General features: G+C 39.1%; 21 protein-coding genes. 6 read left to right on the forward strand and 15 right to left on the reverse strand.

Annotated elements, in window-relative coordinates; all coding sequences use genetic code 11:
• Window positions 1-32 precede the first annotated feature (32 nt).
• The 5 genes from hflX to pgi all read right to left on the reverse strand — a co-directional run bounded on the left by hflX (window position 33) and on the right by pgi (window position 5136).
• On the reverse strand, window positions 33-1238 hold the full coding sequence (hflX, locus tag OWEHO_RS13595) for a GTPase HflX (protein ID WP_014203065.1): 1206 nt from the start codon (window positions 1236-1238) through the stop codon (window positions 33-35).
• Between the two features lie 6 nt (window positions 1239-1244).
• Window positions 1245-1679: a hypothetical protein gene (locus OWEHO_RS13600; RefSeq protein ID WP_014203066.1), complete on the reverse strand. Its 435-nt coding sequence runs from the start codon at window positions 1677-1679 to the stop codon at window positions 1245-1247.
• A 30-nt stretch (window positions 1680-1709) separates the two neighbouring features.
• The gene (locus tag OWEHO_RS13605) at window positions 1710-2210 is read right to left on the reverse strand and encodes a hypothetical protein (protein WP_014203067.1); all 501 of its coding nucleotides are present in this window, start codon (window positions 2208-2210) and stop codon (window positions 1710-1712) included.
• 221 nt (window positions 2211-2431) lie between these two features.
• Window positions 2432-3301 carry a Cbp1 family collagen-binding glycoprotein adhesin gene (locus OWEHO_RS13610; protein WP_014203068.1) on the reverse strand — a complete coding sequence of 290 codons (870 nt, stop codon included), beginning with the start codon at window positions 3299-3301 and terminating at the stop codon, window positions 2432-2434.
• A 209-nt stretch (window positions 3302-3510) separates the two neighbouring features.
• Window positions 3511-5136: a glucose-6-phosphate isomerase gene (pgi, locus tag OWEHO_RS13615; protein WP_014203069.1), complete on the reverse strand. Its 1626-nt coding sequence runs from the start codon at window positions 5134-5136 to the stop codon at window positions 3511-3513.
• An 85-nt stretch (window positions 5137-5221) separates the two neighbouring features.
• On the opposite strand from pgi, the gene OWEHO_RS13620 reads away from it, so the two are divergent.
• Window positions 5222-6325 (forward strand): fatty acid desaturase family protein, encoded by a 1104-nt coding sequence (locus OWEHO_RS13620; RefSeq protein ID WP_014203070.1) that lies wholly within the window; start codon window positions 5222-5224, stop codon window positions 6323-6325.
• Here the strand turns inward: OWEHO_RS13620 and OWEHO_RS13625 are convergent.
• Window positions 6322-6963, reverse strand: a complete 642-nt coding sequence (locus OWEHO_RS13625; RefSeq protein WP_014203071.1) for a NifU family protein — start codon at window positions 6961-6963, stop codon at window positions 6322-6324. The two genes, OWEHO_RS13620 and OWEHO_RS13625, sit on opposite strands and share 4 nt — an antisense overlap.
• An 88-nt stretch (window positions 6964-7051) precedes the next feature.
• Between OWEHO_RS13625 and OWEHO_RS13630 the strand changes: the two genes are divergently transcribed.
• Complete coding sequence (locus tag OWEHO_RS13630; RefSeq protein WP_014203072.1) at window positions 7052-7564, forward strand: gamma carbonic anhydrase family protein; 513 nt, start codon at window positions 7052-7054, stop codon at window positions 7562-7564.
• 1 nt (window position 7565) lies between these two features.
• On the opposite strand, the gene OWEHO_RS13635 is transcribed toward OWEHO_RS13630, so the two are convergent.
• The 9 genes from OWEHO_RS13635 to OWEHO_RS13675 all read right to left on the reverse strand — a co-directional run bounded on the left by OWEHO_RS13635 (window position 7566) and on the right by OWEHO_RS13675 (window position 15758).
• Window positions 7566-8576 (reverse strand): S41 family peptidase, encoded by a 1011-nt coding sequence (locus OWEHO_RS13635; protein ID WP_041627629.1) that lies wholly within the window; start codon window positions 8574-8576, stop codon window positions 7566-7568.
• Window positions 8573-9331: a hypothetical protein gene (locus OWEHO_RS13640; RefSeq protein ID WP_143764607.1), complete on the reverse strand. Its 759-nt coding sequence runs from the start codon at window positions 9329-9331 to the stop codon at window positions 8573-8575. Before OWEHO_RS13640 ends, OWEHO_RS13635 begins: the two co-directional genes overlap by 4 nt.
• Window positions 9332-9398: 67 nt before the next feature.
• Entirely contained in the window at window positions 9399-9824 is a 426-nt protein-coding gene (locus tag OWEHO_RS17995; RefSeq protein WP_014203075.1) for a T9SS type B sorting domain-containing protein, read from the reverse strand.
• 143 nt (window positions 9825-9967) lie between these two features.
• Window positions 9968-12463, reverse strand: coding sequence for an AsmA-like C-terminal region-containing protein (locus tag OWEHO_RS13650; protein ID WP_014203076.1), 2496 nt, complete (start codon window positions 12461-12463; stop codon window positions 9968-9970).
• 119 nt (window positions 12464-12582) lie between these two features.
• Window positions 12583-12819 carry a hypothetical protein gene (locus OWEHO_RS13655; RefSeq protein ID WP_014203077.1) on the reverse strand — a complete coding sequence of 79 codons (237 nt, stop codon included), beginning with the start codon at window positions 12817-12819 and terminating at the stop codon, window positions 12583-12585.
• A gap of 77 nt (window positions 12820-12896) precedes the next feature.
• Window positions 12897-13742, reverse strand: coding sequence for a pseudouridine synthase (locus tag OWEHO_RS13660; RefSeq protein ID WP_014203078.1), 846 nt, complete (start codon window positions 13740-13742; stop codon window positions 12897-12899).
• Between the two features lie 46 nt (window positions 13743-13788).
• Window positions 13789-14142, reverse strand: coding sequence for a YraN family protein (locus tag OWEHO_RS13665; protein ID WP_014203079.1), 354 nt, complete (start codon window positions 14140-14142; stop codon window positions 13789-13791).
• 3 nt (window positions 14143-14145) lie between these two features.
• A complete protein-coding gene (locus tag OWEHO_RS13670; RefSeq protein ID WP_014203080.1) occupies window positions 14146-15036 on the reverse strand; it encodes a S66 peptidase family protein in 891 nt (296 codons plus the stop codon).
• Entirely contained in the window at window positions 15033-15758 is a 726-nt protein-coding gene (locus OWEHO_RS13675) for a pyridoxine 5'-phosphate synthase (RefSeq protein WP_014203081.1), read from the reverse strand. Before OWEHO_RS13675 ends, OWEHO_RS13670 begins: the two co-directional genes overlap by 4 nt.
• A 31-nt stretch (window positions 15759-15789) precedes the next feature.
• Between OWEHO_RS13675 and OWEHO_RS13680 the strand changes: the two genes are divergently transcribed.
• From OWEHO_RS13680 to OWEHO_RS13695, 4 genes are read left to right on the forward strand one after another with little or no spacing between them, the layout of a single operon-like run.
• Window positions 15790-16461: a CBS domain-containing protein gene (locus OWEHO_RS13680; protein WP_014203082.1), complete on the forward strand. Its 672-nt coding sequence runs from the start codon at window positions 15790-15792 to the stop codon at window positions 16459-16461.
• A 3-nt stretch (window positions 16462-16464) separates the two neighbouring features.
• On the forward strand, window positions 16465-17343 hold the full coding sequence (locus OWEHO_RS13685) for an NAD kinase (protein WP_014203083.1): 879 nt from the start codon (window positions 16465-16467) through the stop codon (window positions 17341-17343).
• Between the two features lie 55 nt (window positions 17344-17398).
• The gene (gene porG / locus OWEHO_RS13690; RefSeq protein ID WP_014203084.1) at window positions 17399-18217 is read left to right on the forward strand and encodes a type IX secretion system protein PorG; all 819 of its coding nucleotides are present in this window, start codon (window positions 17399-17401) and stop codon (window positions 18215-18217) included.
• Window positions 18218-18961 carry an isoprenyl transferase gene (locus OWEHO_RS13695; RefSeq protein ID WP_014203085.1) on the forward strand — a complete coding sequence of 248 codons (744 nt, stop codon included), beginning with the start codon at window positions 18218-18220 and terminating at the stop codon, window positions 18959-18961.
• Window positions 18962-18964 lie beyond the last annotated feature (3 nt).

The following is an 18964-nucleotide window of genomic DNA, read 5'->3' on the forward strand; positions in this document are numbered from 1 at the left end:
ATTCTTAAAAAGAGGAAATGATTTGAAGATTCTTAATACAGAAAGTTGTTGAATGGAAAGCGAATAGCGTGCAATTCGGCTACCACTTCATAGATTCTGTGTTTAAGGTCTTCAATGTTTTCACGCTCAGTGGCGGAAATGAAAACAACATTTTTATCAGACTTTCCAAACCATGTGCGCTTCCAGTCATCCAAAGTATAATTGGCTTTGGTGGCAGGGCTCAGGTCATCTTCATCTTTTACCTCGTATGAGTATTGGTCAATTTTATTGAATACCATCATTACAGTTTTGTCAGCAATGTTGGGGTCAATATCCTTGATGGTATTATTTACGGTTTCAATGTGCTCTTCAAAGTTTGGGTGGGAAATATCAACCACATGAATCAACACATCTGACTCACGAACCTCGTCAAGAGTAGATTTAAAAGATTCCACCAATTGAGTAGGAAGTTTTCTAATAAATCCTACGGTATCCGTAAGTAAGAAGGGGAGGTTTTCTAAAACTACTTTTCTAACTGTGGTATCTAAGGTTGCGAAGAGCTTATTCTCAGCAAATACCTCTGATTTGCTCAAAAGATTCATCAAAGTGGATTTGCCAACGTTGGTATATCCTACCAAAGCTACACGTATAAGCGAGCCCCGGTTTCCACGCTGAATAGCCATTTGTTTATCAATCTTCTTTAGCTTGTCTTTTAGCAAAGAGATTTTATCACGAATTATTCTTCGGTCAGTTTCAATTTCACGTTCACCAGGACCTTTCATACCAATACCCCCTTTTTGCTTACTAAGGTGTGTCCACATATTAGTAAGACGAGGCAGTAAATATTGATATTGGGCTAACTCAACTTGGGTACGTGCGTAAGAAGTAACAGCGCGTGATGCAAAAATATCAAGAATCAGGTTGGTTCTATCTAATACTTTACATTCAAATATCTTCTCAATGTTTTTCAACTGAGAAGGGGAAAGCTCATCATCAAAAATGGCGATGTCGATATTCTCAGACTTTACGAATGAGGCTATTTCTTCAATCTTTCCAGAGCCCAACAGAGTTTTTGGATTTGGTTTATCCAGCTTCTGCCAAAAGCGTTTTACACAAATAGCTCCGGCCGTATCTGCCAAAAACTCCAGCTCATCCATATATTCACCGAGTTTTTCCTCAGGCTGAAACTGAGTGATCACCCCAATAAGGACAGCCTTTTCGGGTTCGGTGCTAAGGTTTTTCTTTTTTGATTCTATCATAGAAATCTATGCGGGCCAAACGTTCCATGGGATTCTAACTAAAGCTAAAATTAAGGCGATAGCAAAGAAAATTGCCACGGTCTTAAATTTTGCGGAAGACATTTCTTTACGCTTAGCTTTTGAATACCCAATTGTGATTAATACAATAGCAACAAGCATAGTCAGCGGATGTTCGACAGCATACAATCTATTTGTAGCATCACTCATGGTAGTTTCTGCTGTAAGTGCAGCTTTGCTCACAGGGCTAATAAAGTAAAGTACTAAGCCAAAAACGAATTGCAGATGCGCAAGAATGAGCGTAATAAGCGAAAGGCGTTTGTCAGCAGCCGTGTAAGCGCTGCCTTTAGACATTTTTATGGCAAAGATTATTATGGTAATAACCAGTGCAGCCATTAATAAATAAGGTAAAAAAGAATGGAGGTGTTTAAATCCTGTATACATCAAAAGTAAATTTTGACGCAAATGTACAGATTAACTCAACTCAAGCTTTTGCTCTTTTTCAATCTCTACATTTTGTTGGCGGATATTTTCCAAAGAGTTTACTACGTAGTTCAACTTTTGCATAGGCACAAAGGTTAAGTTGAACTTGCGAATACGCTGAACACCGTGCTGCGTAGCTAGTGATATAGTAAGTTTTTTAGAAAGTAAGCCCTTGGTGAATTCGTAATCGTAAATAATACGTTTTGGAAATTCATAGCGAGTTTGCGCAGGTGCTTTGAAAGAGCCAAAGATCAATGATTTGGAGTGAATATGTATGATTTCATACTCATCTTCATAACTAAAATAATTGATTCGAATACTTGCTAATAATAGGATACCAACTGCAGCAATTATTCCTGGCGTATGATTAACGAAATAGTCGCTAATTGAACCATTAATCTGGGAAAAAATTATATCTGAAACGAGAATTAATATTAGGAATAACAACAAAATACGCCACATTAAGAAATAGGCTTTGTTACTTACAATCATAATCTTTGTCTTAAGTTTTCGTAACGCAAAAGTATTAAGACGTAATTAATATCCTACTGTTAAACTTAGAATTTGACAACTTTAACATTTCGGTTTTAGTCCATAAAAGTCGCTATAAAATCTTAAGTATTGGATTAACAGTTAATTGTGTTGTTTCAAATTTTAAACATGAAAAAACCCCCGAATTAGTATTCGAGGGTTCAAGTTTTGGTCAGCTAAAACTAATCAACCAAAACCACGAGATACTTAGAGGCTTTCCAGAAAGTTTCTGGCTTAGTAATCTCAAGGCTACTTACCTTATCCTCAGCTTTATTCCACTTATATGAGTCAGATGGGTGGTTACTCACCAACTTCACATCTTTGTCTTCTGCATCTAAAGGGATTATGGTTGTTTTACGAATGTCAATTTTGGTGAAGTAATCACGGTTAAAATCTTCTGCAATGGTTTTGGTGCTTCCAATTCCGATAATTCCCCCTTTGCGGTCAACTACATCATTTTCTTGAAGATCCTTATAAGTCCCTACAGCATAGTAAGCTGAATTTAGGTCCTCGGTCTGTTCTTCAATTCTTTGTTGTTGTTTCTTAGACGTTGCAGACAAAGTGTCAAGCTTGGAATTTAGCTTGTTCATCTCAAAGTTTTGAGCCGCCAAGTTTTCTTTCAACTCTAAAACTTGGTTGTCTTTGGTCTCAATTTCTTTGTTGAGATTAGCAACCATCTTCTTGAACTTACCTACTTCATAGCTATATCTCTGTAGCTTATCATTAAGGTCTGCAATGGTCTTTTTGTTTTGAGATAGAAGTTCATTAATTACTTCAACGTCTTCAAGTACTTCGTCCCTCATACTTTGAGAGTTTTCCATACCGCCTTCTTGAGCTTCTTTTATACTCTCTTCTTTCTCACGAATTCTGGCTAGGTTTTCCTGAATTTGCGAAAAGGAGCTTACGAAATCATTGATTAAAGAATCTTGCTGTTGATTCTCCATCGATAACTGTTCATTCTCGGTTTTAAGACGCGTGTTTTCTTCTTTTACCCCTTGGTTGCAAGCGATAAGAAGAGGAAAAGCAGCGGCTGCAATCATTAACTTTCTCATGGTTTTGAATTTTTATTAAACAGGTTGAAGATAAAGGAAAATCATGCCTGCCAAATGGGGTAGGTATCTCCGTGATTCAAAATGAGGGTAATTAATTGATAAGCAGTCTTTTAAATTTTATCTATGAAAAGCTAAACCATGTTTTGGCTCTAAAAACTGTTTCTTAGCTGGAGCACTTTGAGGAAAATATCCTCACCAATTTGAGGCTTTTATTGATTGTTTCTGAAGTAATTTATTAGTCCAGCGGTTGAAGAATCATGAATTGTAAGAGGACTTTCATCTTTTAGTTTTGGTAAAATGGATTTTGCTAAAGATTTGCCAAGCTCTACACCCCACTGGTCAAAAGAGAAAATATTCCAAATGACACCTTGAGTAAAAATCTTGTGCTCATAGCAAGCTATGAGTTTGCCTAAACTTTCTGGTGTAAGTTTAGGGGCAACTATTGAAGTTGTTGGTTTATTGCCATCAAATACTTTAAACGGAATAAGGTTCTCGGCTACATTTTCACTTTCCAGTTCACCTTTGGTTTTCCCTTTCATTAAGGCTTCGGTTTGCGCAAAAAAGTTGGACATCAACTTTTGGTGATGATCTGGTTTGTCATAATTTGACTGGGCAAAACCTATAAAGTCGCATGGAATGAGTCGGGTTCCTTGATGGATTAGTTGAAAGAAAGCATGCTGACCATTTGTTCCAGGTTGCCCCCAAATAATAGGTCCTGTTTGATAGTCGATTTTCTTCCCATTTCTATCTACACTTTTGCCATTACTTTCCATATTCCCTTGTTGGAAATATGCAGCAAATCGATGCATATTTTGATTGTAGGGAATTATTGCCTCTGATTCACTATTCCAAAAGTTAGTGTACCAAATGCCAATGGCCGCCATTAGTACAGGAGCATTTTCATGAAAACTTGCTGTTGTGAAATGTTTGTCCATTTCAAAAGCTCCTTTAAGTAAGGCTTCAAAATTTTCATATCCTAAACCACAGCAAAGTGAAAGACCGATAGGAGACCAAAGTGAGTACCTTCCTCCAACCCAATCCCAAAAGCCAAACATGTTTTCTATGTCAATACCAAAGTCTTCAACAGCGGTTTGGTTAGTGCTTACAGCCACAAAGTGTTTTGATACATCGGATTGTTTCCCTCCATTTTGCAAAAACCAAACCTTTGCGCTATTGGCATTAGTCATGGTTTCTTGGGTGGTAAAGGTTTTGGAGGCAATTATAAAAAGTGTGGTCTCGGGATTTAGATTTTTAATCTTCTCGAACAAATGAGCTGCATCCACATTAGAGACGAAGTGGCAAGCAATATGATTAATTTGATATGGGCTGAGCGCGTCATATACCATGGATGGTCCAAGACTTGATCCACCGATTCCAATATTTACAATATCCGAGATTTTTTTATCGGAATAACCTTTCCACTCACCACTAATTATCCTTTTTGAAAAGGATTTCATCTTATCACGAAGGGCCTGTACCTCAGGCATAACGTCTACTCTGTCAACTATTATGGGTTGGGCATCAAAATTGCGTAATGCTGTGTGCAAAACGGCACGACCTTCCGTTTCATTGATTTTTTTTCCTTCAAATTGTGCTTTGATAGCTTCGGGCAAACCGCACTCATCAAAGAGTTCTTTTAGGAGTTTTAGCGTTTTTTTGGTGATAATATTCTTAGAGAAGTCAAATAGAATGCCTTCAGCTTCCAAAGAAAATTCCTTGAAACGGATAGAATCATTAAGGAACCAATCGCGCATGTGCTGAGTAGATAACTCAGATTGGTGGTCCTTAAGCTGTTGCCAAACGTTAGTTTGTGTAGGGTTAGTTCTTGGTAGCATAAATAGCACTATTTTCGCAAAAATAGTTTTTGATTGTGAACGGAATCGAAATCATACAGGGATAAATATTATTAAATTTTTTAGAATGAGCAGTACAATTGCTACAGTTAGATTTCCTCGACCGAATAAAGAATCGTTTAGAACCATCCTTTCTAAGCGTGTGAAGGAATATTTTGAGGAGAATGAAATCTCAAGCAAAGCGAATGGAAAAATGGTTATTAAGACCATTGGAATGTTGTCTTTGTATTTTGTTCCTTACATATTAATGTTAACCTTAAACCCTGGTGTTTGGGGTGTTTTGGGGCTCTTTTTTATTATGGGCTTCGGTATGTCAGGTATCGGAATGGGCGTAATGCACGATGCTATCCATGGAGCTTATGCTTCTAACAGACATGTAAATCGTTGGTTGGGCGCAACTATCTATTTGATTAGCGGAAACGCAGCAAACTGGAGAGTGCAACATAATATACTTCACCACACATTTACCAATATAGAAGGAATGGATGAGGATATGGAAAGCTCAGGTCTTATTAGAATGCATCCTTCTCAGGAATGGAAAAAGATGCACAAGTTTCAGGTTTGGTATACTCCTTTAGTGTATGGTATACTTACGTTAAATTGGGTTACGGCAAAAGATTTTAAGCAACTTATAAAATACTACAAGCGTGGTGTAGGTGGTCATTCTGCTGAAAGCATAAAGAAGGAGTGGGTAATTTTGATCTTCACGAAGATTCTTTACTTCACATTATTTATGGCGCTTCCACTTATATTGGTGCCGGTTGCATGGTACTGGATTATTCTGGGATTTGTAATTATGCACGTTACTTCAGGTATCATTTTGAGCTTTGTATTTCAGCTAGCCCACATGGTAGAAGGTGTAGAAAACATGCCTATGCCAGAGAATGGAATGGCCGAAGATGAATGGATGGAGCACCAGTTGAGAACAACAGCAGATTTCGCTAGAGGTAATAAACTTATCAATTGGTACGTAGGTGGATTGAACTATCAAGTGGAGCACCATTTGTTCCCCACTATTTGTCATATTCACTACCCAGCTATTTCTGAAATAGTGAAGAAAACGGCAGCCGAGTTTGACTTGCCGTATAAAGAATATAGAAGATTATCAGATGCATTAGGAGCGCATATGCGCCACCTTGCAGCTATGGCTCAAGAGCCAAAAATGGCTTAGCCATTTACAGCTTCCACGGTACGAATCTGTCCCGGAAGCATTTCTTGTAGTAAGTTCTGGATGCCTTGTTTCAATGTCATAGTTGAAGAAGGGCATCCGGAGCATGCTCCCTGAAGCAGAACTTTCACTGCGCCATCCTCATACTTTAAGAATTTAATGTTACCACCATCTGAAGCTACAGCTGGTTTAACGTACTCATCAAGAAGAGAGGCGATTTTCTTTTCAATTTCCTCCCATTCAGCAGGGTCTTTTTCGTCTGGATGGGCTACGCTGCTTGAGCTTTCTGAAGTTCCAGCTTCAGTGCTGTCTTCAGCTTGAGCCGAATAACTTGCGCTAAGCACTTCATTGCCGTTGGCTAAAAATTCTCTCAGCATTTCACGAACCTCCATGGTTACATCTTCCCACTCTACGATGTCATATTTTGTAATGGCCACATAATTGCCAGAAATGAATACCTCTTTCACAAAAGGGAAGTGGAAAAGTTTTACAGCTAGAGGTGAAGGTTGTGCTTCCTCAATATTTTTGAACTCTACCATATCTTGCTCAATAAGCCTCTTGTTGGCTACAAACTTCAATACAGCAGGGTTTGGAGTCATTTCTCCGTAAATGCTTACTGGCACCTTTTTCATTTCTTCCATGGCAAATAATTTTTGCAAAGATACAAGGCAATAGTTGCATCGAGCATTCTAATTACTTTTGTTTGACAATTCATAAGAATAATCAATAATGGCGATAGTAAAAGAAGTAAACGGCAAGAGACCAACAATGGGTAAGGACTGTTTTATAGCAGAAAATGCAACCCTACTTGGTGATATTCAAATGGGTGATGAGTGCAGTATTTGGTATGGAGCGGTGGTTCGTGGTGACGTGCATTATGTGAAAATGGGAAACAAAGTGAACGTTCAGGATAATGCGACCTTGCATTGTACCTACCAAAAGCATCCTCTTAATATTGGTAATAATGTTTCCATCGGGCACAATGCTATTGCACATGGTTGCACCATTCATGATAATGTACTGATAGGAATGGGCGCGATAGTGATGGATGCTTGTGTTGTAGAAAGCAATTCAATAGTCGCTGCTGGGGCCGTGGTGTTGGAAGGCACACACATTGAATCGGGAAGCATTTATGCAGGAGTGCCTGCCAAAAAAGTAAAGGACATTACCCCTGAGCTAATTTCTGGTGAGATTGACCGTATAGCCAATAACTATGTAATGTATAGTGGTTGGCTTAAATAGGTTACTCTAATACCCTTAGTGCCGTTTCTAAAATATCGTCCTTGCCTTCGGCCATTCGCGCTTCAGTATTGTGTGCTACTACATCAGGGGGGATACCCATTTCTATGTCATAATAGGAATTAGCGTCAATAGGGATAAGTGAGCGAGTTGCCGAGAAGCGGTAGGTCCATCCATTAGGCAATTCGCTATCTACAGGAATTCCACCGCCACCACCGGTTTGATCTCCTATTAAAGTGATATTATCAAATGGATACAATATAGCCGCAAAGGTATTGGTGGCAGAATAGCATCGCCTGTTGATGAGTACGGCTACCTCGCCATCATAGTGAGCGTAGGAGGTGGCTGGTCTTAATGTGTAGCTTAAAGAATTGCCAAAATCATCACGGCCAGGGCCCATTTTCTCAGAGGTGATAAGCACTTGCTTTTCAGAGTCAATTAGACTTTGTGCCAAAATAAAGGCATTATTTAGTACACCTCCTCCGTTATTACGCACATCAAAAATTAGCCCTTTGGTCCCTTTCATATAGTTGATTGCAGCATTCAAATTTTCTACACTAAACCCAGAGGAAAAGCTTTCATAATAAATATACCCTATAGAGTCGATAATGGTGTATTTCAAACCACCTGCAATACGATAGTCATCTTTGAGGTAGTTGCGCTCCAATACTTCGTAATCAAAATTGTCAGGAAATCCCAAGTACCAATTCCAGTTTCTGCTTAGGTTAAATGGTGATACTAAATTCACGTGACCGTCTTCCAGGTCGTAAAGCATACTGTCCATTATGGTAAATAAATCAGTGTTGCTTATATCGTCAGTTACCATTGGTTCGTAGTGGTTTCGGATACTGTCCCAATTGATGTTTTTCAATCCCAAAAAGCTGTATTTCTCATTTATGGTATTCCACAAAATGTCAAAATTTTCTTGAGGGTTATCCGCGGGGTTGTCATCCATCATCATTTTTTCGCATGAAGCGAAAAGTGGAAGCAACAATAGAAGTATATACTTTTTCAAAACTTAAATACGGTTGAGATGGATAATTGATGTGTGGCAATCTGCACCTTGTTTAGTAGGTCTAGTTGAGAGTAATCCCAGTTATAGCTAAGGCGCAGTTGATTCCCGCCTTTCAAAGTCCATATTAGGTCTGCCCTGGAGTCGATTGTATAGTAATCTCCCCAAAAGGCAAATCCCTTGTTGCTAATCTGTTCATTAAGAAAAGGTTTTACATAACCAGGCCGGAGGTAATATGTGCCAAAAGGTAAACCTAGTTGATAGTTAAATGTAAAGTTTTTGCTGAAAAACTCAAATGGCTTTTGCACTGAGATGATAGGTCCAAAGGAAAATAAGCCTGTGTAGTTCACACTACTATTTCCGTAGCGACTGTGTTCGCGATAGTCCCAAGTGTTGTGGGAAAGAATACCAGCAAAAATCGTCCAATCATTTTTGGTGTAAATGCGCCTTGACAGATGATATGTGGCACGACCCAGAATTGTGAGTGTATTTCTATACCCACTTTCAGGGTTTACATCAGGGTATTGTTGACCCGCAAGACCTGCAATGTCAAGCATACTGATCCACTTTTCATTTTGGTAATAATAACCGATGCCAATTCGGCCTAAATTTCCGGAGTAACTAACTGGAGAAAGAGATACATCTTTTACTGTTTCAAAACCATAGCCCAAACTAAAAGGCATGTAGTGGCCTGCGGGCTGAGCTTTGACGATAAGACAGAAAAAGGTAAATGTGAAAGTGAGGAATAATGTCTTCAATTACAGGTGTCTAAGATTATGGCAACGAATATAATCTTAAAATGGAAATCCGAGAAAATGGTTTCGATTAACGGATAACTACAACGGTACCTTGATTCTTAAACTCTTCAATTTCTTGAGATCCTTGAAGGGTTTTTACTTTAGCATAAGCGGCCCACATGTACACTCCCTGTAGTACTTCTTTACCGTCAGCGGTGCCATCCCAAGCAGTGCCTTTTTCCATTGAGTTAGTCTCATAAATAAGGCGCCCCCAGCGATCAAATATTTTCATATTGAATTCGAGCACTTGGCAATTTTCGCCATGCTTTACTTCAAATAGGTCATTAATATTATCTCCATTGGGAGTAAAAGCATTGGGGATAAATACATTACAAAACATTGTACTCCCCGCAGAATTTAGATTGGGAGTTGAAATTCCTTTTTGCGCAGAAGCTTGATTAAAGCTAAGTGTGAGCGTAGTTATAAAGGCGAGTATGTATCCTAGGCGTTTCATAGTATGGTAACAAATATAGACAAATACTCTATAAAAACTGTACCACTGCTTTAAGGACAGGGAGGTACTTATTAAAGGGTGCTTGTGACCTACTTTGCGATGAGTAAGTCAAATTTAATGCAATACGCGGTAGAGCGAATTTTCTATTTTCCACCCTCATCATCTTCCTCTCCAAACAGATCAAACTGAATGCCCGAGTCATCTTCTTTAGTCTCTTTTTCTTCTTTCTGAAAAATTTGCTTCAACTCCTGTTTCTGATTTTTTAAATCCTGATTGATGGACTTGCTAATGTTTTTGCGGTCAAGTGTGATGGAAGGGTCATCCACGGACCCCGTCATTTTGATGTAAATATTAGGATCGTCATCGCCTTCTACTACGGTTAGGTGGCTGTCAAATTCGGATTGCTTCCTTTTTTTCTTCCTGCTATTAAAAAGTACATCAGATAGTTTTAATCTAATAGAATAGTTAATAGTATTGTCAAAACCATGGCTACCCTCTATTCCCATATCCAATACGTTGCTGCTAATGTTCATTTTTGGAATGATGATTTGAGAATTGCGAATACTTATATTGTTTTCAAGTTTGGCAAAATGAACATCACGTAATTCATCAATTGAGGCGAAGTCTGATAGTGCAAGTAGAGGGTCAAAGTTCTTGAGGTTTCCATTCTGAATTTCAAGATTTGAGGTCATCTCGATAGTAGAGATATCAATCTCTAGGGAGGGAGCCATTTTTGAAAGATACTGTACACTTAAGTTAGCTGTGCCATATAAGTTATCAGAGGCAATCACGGTTTGTCCAAAGTTTTTGAAGCTTTCAAATAACTTGTGAATATCTATGCTTTTTCCATTTAAGCTAGCTGCCAATATGTACATCTGCAGGTTTCGCGTGTCGATGGTAAACTGCCCATTATATGATCCGTCATTGGCATTGAGTAAAATGTCTTTTCCTCTTATCACACCACCTTTTACTTGAAGTTGTCCCTGTATTCCTGTCGCATCAAAGTTTTCAAAATGAAATTTATCCACTTTAAGGTCTAAATCAAGGTCTAGGTTTTTTACAAAGCTCACATCATAGTCATCGTCTGCATTTTTTGATTTGCTTGTTCCCAAAAGGAAGTCTTCCATATTTAGCTCTTTGGAGCGAACACGGGTGTCTATGCGTAATCGTTGATCTTTGAAGTAAATGAAGTTTAACACGTTGGCAAATGTTCCTTCCAGAAATATATCAGACTGCCCCGTTTTGAACGAGAAGCTATTTACCCGAAGGTCATTGCCCGCAAATGCAAGGTTTCCATTTAGGTTTTCAATTTTTTTGTCCGCACCTTTAAAAGCGAAAGAAATATTTTCCAGACCCAATTTTCCGCTGGCTTTTGCCCGTTTCAGTTCTTCTGGTTTTATGTTGGTCAATGATTTGAATTTGTTTTCAAAATGGAGATCAACAATGGCCTTTCCTGAAGCTTCCGTAATAGTGTCAATAGGAACAAAAATCAACCATTCGCTAATGTCCAGGTCGCTTTTTAAGTTGAGAATAATTCCTGGTTGAGTAAGATCATTTATGTCTAGTGTTCCTGATATTTTTCCGGTTTTACCTTCTGCTGAAAATTCAGAAATATGTAGATGATCTCTATTGTTTTTCAGGGTGTAAACCCCACGAGAATTAACTTTCGAAATGCTGCTTTTTTGAATTCCTGTTAAGAGGGCATCTTTGGTGCTAAAGGCCACATTTAGATGTGGTTTTTGGTTAGTTTCAAAAATTCCGGTAAAATCTACACTACCTCGCCCTGTGATTGTGATAGTAGGGTGTGAATACCATGATTGTTGTTTTGTTAAAGCTTGTAATTCTTTTAAGTTCCCATTGCTTAAAGAAGCTTTTATGGTAGTTTTTTCTTCAACTATGGACGTGCTAAAGCTTATGTTTTGGTTGTCAAGTTTTAGAACTCCATTGGTAATGCTGAGGCTTTGTTCGGAGCTATCTAGATTTCCCGATAAGGTGAAATAAGGGCGTGCATTTAACTGACTTATGTAGGTGCTATCATTGTAAGATAGAGAGTGAATTTTAAGCTCACCTTCATTGGTAATGCTAAAATTTTTTGGTGTGAAAGTTCCTTTTAGTGTTAGCGAAGAAATATGACCGCGCGTTACTAGGTTTGCAGATCCTTCAGTTTGCAGAGCTTTAAAGTTTTTGAAATTTACTTGCTCAAGTGTAAAGACAGAAGACGAACTGCTGGAGGTGTCTTTTTTCCAAATTTCATAATTAGGCTTTCCATTTGCCGGTCGTAAAATATGTAGAGTACCATCACTAAGTGAAATTTGGCGTATGCTTAAATCATCAGAAATAGCATTCCAGAGATCAAACTCAAAGTACATTTCTTTGGCATAAAGTAAGGTGTCTTGCTCGCTGGCCTGAGCTCCCCTGCAGTATACATTTGTGAATTTAAGCGAAGCATAAGGGAATTTGCGAAGCGAGACGTCAATGTCTTCTACATCAACAGGCACATCCAAAAGCTTATTGGCCTCTGTTAGCACGACAGATTGAATTCTATCGCGATTAGCATAAAGCACAGCAGCGAAGGCAATAATTAAAAGAAGAAAAAGGCCCAGGGCCCAAATAAGAAGACGAAAAATCTTTTTCTTCATGAGTAAAGTAAATGCTTGTTTAAATAGTGAACGTTGAGAGTTGGAAGTAAGTTTATTTTAGATGAATTAAAAAAGCCTCCATGTGTGTGGAGGCTTGTAAAAATGAACTGGCAACTCGATTAACCTTTGTTAACTGAGTAACCATGTTTTTTAAGAAACTCAATTTTTTCAGCAATCACCTTTTTAGAACGCTTCTTCATTTCTTTCTCAATTCCCTTAGTCAATCCATCCAATTCTTCTTCGGATAGTTTTCCTAAAAATTGACTTGCAAACAACGCCTTTAGGGTTTTATTGTTATTCTGATTTTCTCTAATGGTGCTGACTAAAACACCAGGGGTTACTTTTCCTTTTGCCATTTGTGTGTGATTTTAAAAACTAATTGTAATTCTTCTTAACAAAAATAGTACAATAAATTTAAGATAAAATCTACTAACTATTTCATCCTTAAAAAGTTCACTTCTTTTGGACTTAGTTTTCTCCACTGTCCTCTATTCAAAGTCTTCTTTGTTAATCCTGCAAAGTACACTCTATCAAGCTTTACCACCTCATATCCAAGGTGTTCAAATATTCTTCTTACAATTCTATTACGTCCACTATGAAGAGTTACCCCTACGTTATGGTGCCCTTTTCCTTCGATGAATGAAATCTCATCAACCTGAATTGGGCCATCTTCTAGTGTTAATCCAGACTGAATTTTAGAGAAGTCTGCATTAGTAAGTTTGTTATCCAGAGTTACTTGATAGATTTTTCGAGCACCACTTGAAGGGTGCATTAAAGTGGCCGCCATGTCACCATCATTGGTAAACAAAAGCACTCCGGTAGTTTTTCGGTCAAGTCTTCCTACTGGGTAAAGTCTCTCTGGGCCCGCGTTTGCGATAAGCTCCATTACGGTTTTACGCGCGTGAGGGTCATCCATAGTGGTGATAAAACCTTTTGGTTTATTGAGCACTAGGTATACTTTCTTCTCTTCACGAAGCATTTCGCCATTAAAGCTTACTTCGTCACCAGGCTTCACTTTGTAGCCCATTTCGGTCACTACTTTGCCGTTTACTTCTACGGTTCCAGCTTTTATTAGGTTGTCAGCTTCACGTCTGGAAGCAACACCAGCAGTAGCTAGATATTTATTGAGGCGAATAAGATCGGAACCTTCGCCTGCTGGCTTGGGAGCAGCTGGTGCTTGTGGCTTTGTATTTTTACGTGGCTTGCTAAAGCGTGGCTTTTTTGCACTGTCCGGGCGTGAATTTGTTTTACGTCCTGGCCCTTTCTTTCCTCTGTTCATCGATCAATAAAATTTTCGCAAAAGTACAGAGAATTAGCACGCAAGGTCAAGGGTAGAATGCTTCAGGAATATGTTCGAGTAAAAACTTGGGTTCAATGACAATTGAAATGATGTCGAAGCGTGTGTCTTTGTTGGTGGGAAAAAGCTCCAAATAGCGATTGGCGGCACGTATCAGGTGTTTTTGTTTCGCTTTGCTCACGAATTCTTCCGGGCTTCCAAAGGCATCATTGCTTCTGGTTTTTACCTCTACCATCACAATCCACTCATCATTTTCGGCAATTATGTCTATTTCAGCTTTCACAAAACGCCAATTACGCTCCTTTATCCGGTAGCCCTTTTTTATTAAAAAGTTTACCGCTTCATCTTCACCTCGTGCTCCAAGTTCGTTGTGATCAGCCATAGGCTAAAAGTACAAACTTGAATTTTCTGAAACATTAAGCTTTACTTCTCTGCCCATTATCAAAGAGCGGTTATCTGCTACATGACCAGCCGGAAAACCAAAGCAAACTGGAAAATCATATTCAGCAAAGTGATCTCGGATTATCTCATCAGCTGTTTTTCCAAAAGGAATAGTGTTGTCATTCATGTCGCTCATGCCGCCAACAATCACTCCAGCTAAATTTTCAAAATACCCGTTTCGCTTCAGGTTGTACATCATCCTATCAATATGATATAGATACTCATCTAGGTCTTCTATAAATAAAATAGCCCCCTCAGTTTGCAAAGCTGTGTTTGATCCGGTTTGGCTGTAAAGCATGGATAGGTTTCCACCATTAAGTTTTCCTTCAGCTACACCTTTCTTATTATAAGGATGTGATTCGAAATTATATGCAAGAGATTTCCCCATAAGAGCGTCAAACAAACCATCCAGAGCTTCGGGCGTGTTGGTGGTAAAGTTTACCGGCATGGTGCTGTGCAAAGATTCGACACCAAGATTACAAAGCTTATTGTGTAAAACAGTTACATCACTGTATCCACAAATCCACTTTGGAGAATTTGCAAATCGACTAAAATCTACTTTGTCAATAATGCGCACTGTGCCATAACCACCGCGAGCGCATAGTATAGCTTTCACTTTAGGATTGTCCATGCAGTCCTGTAAGTCTTCGGCTCTTTGGGTATCGCTTCCGCTAAATTGATTTTCTTCTTCAAACAAATTTTTGCCAAAAAGAACCTTGAATCCGCGTTTGGTTATTTCCGCTACAGCGGGCTCCAATTCTTCTCTCGAAATTTTGCGAGCGGTAGATATTATGGCAATGGTATCGCCTGATTTTAATGCAGGAGGTGTGATCAACGGCTAGCGTTTTCTAATTTTCTACGATACTGCTGGATGGTGTTTTCCAAACCAAAATATAGCGCGTCAGAAATCAAAGCATGACCTATAGATACTTCTAACAGTCCGGGCACATTTGCTGCGAAGTACTCCAGATTTTCTAAACTCAAATCATGACCAGCATTAACACCAAGACCTAAACTGTTGGCGATTTCTGCCGCATAGGTATAGGGTGCTACAGCGTTTTCAGGGTCTCGGCTATAGCCATTGGCGTAGTCTTCAGTATAAAGTTCTATTCTATCAGCGCCCAAATCTGCAGCGCCTTGAATATAATCTTCGTTGCACTCAATAAATAAGGATACACGAATGTCATTTTCTTTAAAAGTAGCGATTACGTCTTTCAGCATTTCTGCATGAGCGATTGTGTCCCAGCCTGCATTGGAGGTAAGTACATCGGGCCCATCGGGAACTAAAGTTACCTGTGTAGGTTTATTATCAAGTACTAACTTGATGAAGTCTTCGGATGGGTAACCCTCAATGTTGTACTCGGTGGTTACAATTTTTTTAAGGTCATATACGTCATTATAACGTATGTGTCTTTCGTCAGGTCGGGGGTGAATGGTGATGCCTTGTGCTCCAAAGGATTCACAATCGGTGGCAACCTGTACCAGGTTTGGCACATCGCCTCCACGTGCATTCCGCAGGGTGGCGATTTTATTGATATTTACGCTCAGTTTTGTCATACCGAGCAAATATAAAACCTTAGTTTTGCCTATGTATATGAAGGTAGAAAAACATTTATTGAACGACTTGAAACCACTGAATCAGAGTGAGAAAGTGGTAGATATATTAGATGCCATGGAGGAGCTTAAGTTTTCGCACCTTCCTGTGGTGGATGATGAGCGTTTGTATTTGGGAGTGATTTGTGAAGATGATCTTCTCGAAGTTTCAAATGAAGACGATACCTTGGCTAAGCACCTTCGCTTGCTAAAGGCTTACCGTATAAGTTCGGATGCTGATATGTTTGAAGCCATAAGGATAATAGGTGAAGGCAATCTCAGTTTGCTGCCGGTGGTAGACGCCAAAAATAACTATCGAGGATATATTGCTACTTCAGAGCTTTTGCAGGATGTGGGCCGTGAGTTGACATTTAAAGAGCCTGGTGGAGTACTTGTTTTAAGCATTCCTGTTCGCGATTATCAGCTTACGCAAATAGCTCAAATTGTAGAGTCAGAAGATGCTAAGGTTATTGGGTTTCACCTTTCGGAAGACACTGAGCAGGAAAAGCTTTTGGTGGCGTTAAAAATCAATCAGACAGATTTGGATAGAATCGTAAAATCGTTTCAGCGATATAATTATAATGTAGTCGAAGTTTTCCATCAAAGCCTTTTTGATGATTCTCTGGAAGATCGCTATCAGTCATTTATGAAGTACCTAAATATTTGATAAATGAAGGTTGCTGTTTTTGGAAAAGTGATCAATGCGGAAACTAAGCCGTTTATAGAAAATCTTTATCAGGAGCTTCTGAATATCGGTGCTGAAATTTGTGTGTTCCGAAAGTTGAATCAGTTCATTCAGGAGCATTGCGATATTGATATTCAGTTTGATGAATTTAACTCTCATCAAGATATTCTCGATTACAATCCTGACTTTTTAATTACAGCCGGAGGTGATGGTACTATTCTAGATGCCGTAACATTCATCCGTGATTCAGGAATCCCCATTTTAGGGATAAACACGGGGCGTCTGGGTTTTTTAAGTAATGTAAGTCGAGAGGAAATTTCCAAAGCTATTACAGCACTACAAGAAGGCGAATACTCTTTGGATGAGAGAAATTTACTGGAGGTGAGTTCGAATGCTTTGGATCTGGACTTGAACTTTGCTTTGAATGAAGTGACCGTTTCCCGTAAGGATACCACCGCCATGGTTACTATCCATACATGGATAAATGGAGATTACCTAAATAGCTATTGGGCTGATGGGCTAATAGTAGCTACCCCAACGGGAAGTACAGGCTATTCATTGAGTTGTGGAGGGCCTATTATTATGCCCGGATCAGAAAGTTTTGTGATAACTCCAATCGCCCCGCACAATCTAAACGTGCGTCCCTTCGTTATTCCCAACAATATGGAAATAAAGATGAAGGTGGAGGGGCGAGAAAAGTTGTGCTTAGTAAGTTTAGACTCTAGAATTTATAGTGTGCCATCAGGCTCTGAGCTTACCATGAAGTTGGGACGTTTTAAAATCAAATTGGTGAAAACCGAGATACAGGATTTTCCAACAACACTGCGCAACAAGCTCTTGTGGGGGCTCGACAAAAGGAATTGATTTACACACCCTTACCCTCTATCTAATTGATTATATTTGCCCTCATTTTTAATAAATGAATAGTAAAGGTTTCATTCTCAAAATATTAGCTGTTTTTTTCAGTCTATCATTAAAAGCCCAATACTCTGAAGTTGGTGTTTTTGGTGGTGGTACTAATTTTATTGGCGATGTAGGCGATTATGGCTTTCATCTTCCAAAGGATTTTTCAGCAGGTATATTTTACAGATATAATTTTAATAGACACTGGGCCATCCGTGTACAGGGTACTTATGGACGTATCCGTAATGCTGATAGCTTGAGTGATTTTGCTGATCGTTTAAACCGAAACCTAAGTTTTGAGTCAGAGATTTGGGAAGGTTATGCAGCCCTGGAATTTAACTTTTTAGAATTTGAGCCTGGTACTAAGCGCAATCATACACCGTACGTGATGGGAGGTTTTGGAATGTTTTCATTTAATCCAATTACGGAGTATCAGGGCGAAATGTATGAGTTGCGCGAGTTGGGTACCGAAGGACAAAATTCACGTGCCACTAATAAAGGATTTTATGCTGAGGCTTCTAGTTTTTTCATTTTTGGGATGGGGTATAAATGGGCCATTGGCGATTTTACCAGCATAGGTTTTGAAGCCACATTTAGAAGTACCAATACGGATTATTTGGATGATGTGAGTGGTAAGTATGCTGACCCGGATGCAATAGAATTAGCTCATGGAGAAGTGGCTGCTGCACTTAGTGATAGAAGCCTAAGTCAGAATAATACGGAAAATAATTACAGAGGGAATCCTGATACTGATGACTGGTATATTTTTACAGGAATCACAATACAGTTTAAGTTTGGCGAATTGTATGAAAAATGCACAAACTTTATTAGGTAGATGAGCTTAAAGGACCAATTGATAAAAGATAAGTTGCCGCAGCATGTGGCAATAATTATGGACGGCAATGGCCGCTGGGCCAAGAAGAAAGGTTTTCTGAGGGCCATAGGTCATGAGAATGGAGTTTCTGCTCTGCGCAATGCCACTACTACCTGTGCTGGTTTGGGTATCCCATACCTTACTGTTTATGCTTTTTCAAGCGAAAATTGGAACCGCCCGAAAAAAGAAGTAAACACCTTGATGAGTCTTTTGGTGTCAAGTCTTAAAAAGGAACTAAAGACTTTGGAAAAGAATAACATCAGACTAAAGGCAATTGGCAACTTACAAACATTACCGGATAAGTGTCAGAGAGAGCTTAAAGAGGTGATGGATAAAACAGCCGGCCACAAGCACATGACCCTTACTTTGGCTTTGAGCTATGGTTCAAAGGAAGAAATATTGACAGCCACCAAAAATATTGCCCAACGGGTAAAGGATGGTGAAATTGGTGTGGATGAAATTGATGCGGAGATGATTGATGCCAATCTTTATACGGCTGATATGCCCGACCCGGACTTGCTTATTCGCACCAGTGGGGAGAATAGAATTAGCAATTTTTTGCTTTGGCAAATTGCTTATTCTGAGCTCTTTTTTAGTGACAAACTTTGGCCCGACTTCGGTGAAGAAGATTTTTACGGTGCCCTATTGAACTACCAAAACCGCGAAAGACGATTTGGTAAAATCAGTGAACAAATAAACTCCTGAGTT

This window comes from Owenweeksia hongkongensis DSM 17368 (genome assembly GCF_000236705.1).
Taxonomy (GTDB): domain Bacteria; phylum Bacteroidota; class Bacteroidia; order Flavobacteriales; family Schleiferiaceae; genus Owenweeksia; species Owenweeksia hongkongensis.

Excerpts from the sequence above, each read along its gene's own strand:
- hflX (WP_014203065.1), bottom strand. The coding sequence starts at position 1,238 with ATGATAGAATCAAAAAAGAAAAACCTTAGCACCGAACCCGAAAAGGCT.
- porG (WP_014203084.1), top strand. The coding sequence starts at position 17,399 with ATGAATAGTAAAGGTTTCATTCTCAAAATATTAGCTGTTTTTTTCAGT.
- OWEHO_RS17995 (WP_014203075.1), bottom strand. The coding sequence starts at position 9,824 with ATGAAACGCCTAGGATACATACTCGCCTTTATAACTACGCTCACACTT.
- OWEHO_RS13605 (WP_014203067.1), bottom strand. The coding sequence starts at position 2,210 with ATGATTGTAAGTAACAAAGCCTATTTCTTAATGTGGCGTATTTTGTTG.
- OWEHO_RS13660 (WP_014203078.1), bottom strand. The coding sequence starts at position 13,742 with ATGAACAGAGGAAAGAAAGGGCCAGGACGTAAAACAAATTCACGCCCG.
- OWEHO_RS13630 (WP_014203072.1), top strand. The coding sequence starts at position 7,052 with ATGGCGATAGTAAAAGAAGTAAACGGCAAGAGACCAACAATGGGTAAG.
- OWEHO_RS13655 (WP_014203077.1), bottom strand. The coding sequence starts at position 12,819 with ATGGCAAAAGGAAAAGTAACCCCTGGTGTTTTAGTCAGCACCATTAGA.
- OWEHO_RS13685 (WP_014203083.1), top strand. The coding sequence starts at position 16,465 with ATGAAGGTTGCTGTTTTTGGAAAAGTGATCAATGCGGAAACTAAGCCG.
- OWEHO_RS13600 (WP_014203066.1), bottom strand. The coding sequence starts at position 1,679 with ATGTATACAGGATTTAAACACCTCCATTCTTTTTTACCTTATTTATTA.
- OWEHO_RS13610 (WP_014203068.1), bottom strand. The coding sequence starts at position 3,301 with ATGAGAAAGTTAATGATTGCAGCCGCTGCTTTTCCTCTTCTTATCGCT.
- OWEHO_RS13625 (WP_014203071.1), bottom strand. The coding sequence starts at position 6,963 with ATGGAAGAAATGAAAAAGGTGCCAGTAAGCATTTACGGAGAAATGACT.
- OWEHO_RS13650 (WP_014203076.1), bottom strand. The coding sequence starts at position 12,463 with ATGAAGAAAAAGATTTTTCGTCTTCTTATTTGGGCCCTGGGCCTTTTT.
- OWEHO_RS13620 (WP_014203070.1), top strand. The coding sequence starts at position 5,222 with ATGAGCAGTACAATTGCTACAGTTAGATTTCCTCGACCGAATAAAGAA.
- OWEHO_RS13680 (WP_014203082.1), top strand. The coding sequence starts at position 15,790 with ATGTATATGAAGGTAGAAAAACATTTATTGAACGACTTGAAACCACTG.
- pgi (WP_014203069.1), bottom strand. The coding sequence starts at position 5,136 with ATGCTACCAAGAACTAACCCTACACAAACTAACGTTTGGCAACAGCTT.
- OWEHO_RS13665 (WP_014203079.1), bottom strand. The coding sequence starts at position 14,142 with ATGGCTGATCACAACGAACTTGGAGCACGAGGTGAAGATGAAGCGGTA.
- OWEHO_RS13695 (WP_014203085.1), top strand. The coding sequence starts at position 18,218 with ATGAGCTTAAAGGACCAATTGATAAAAGATAAGTTGCCGCAGCATGTG.
- OWEHO_RS13675 (WP_014203081.1), bottom strand. The coding sequence starts at position 15,758 with ATGACAAAACTGAGCGTAAATATCAATAAAATCGCCACCCTGCGGAAT.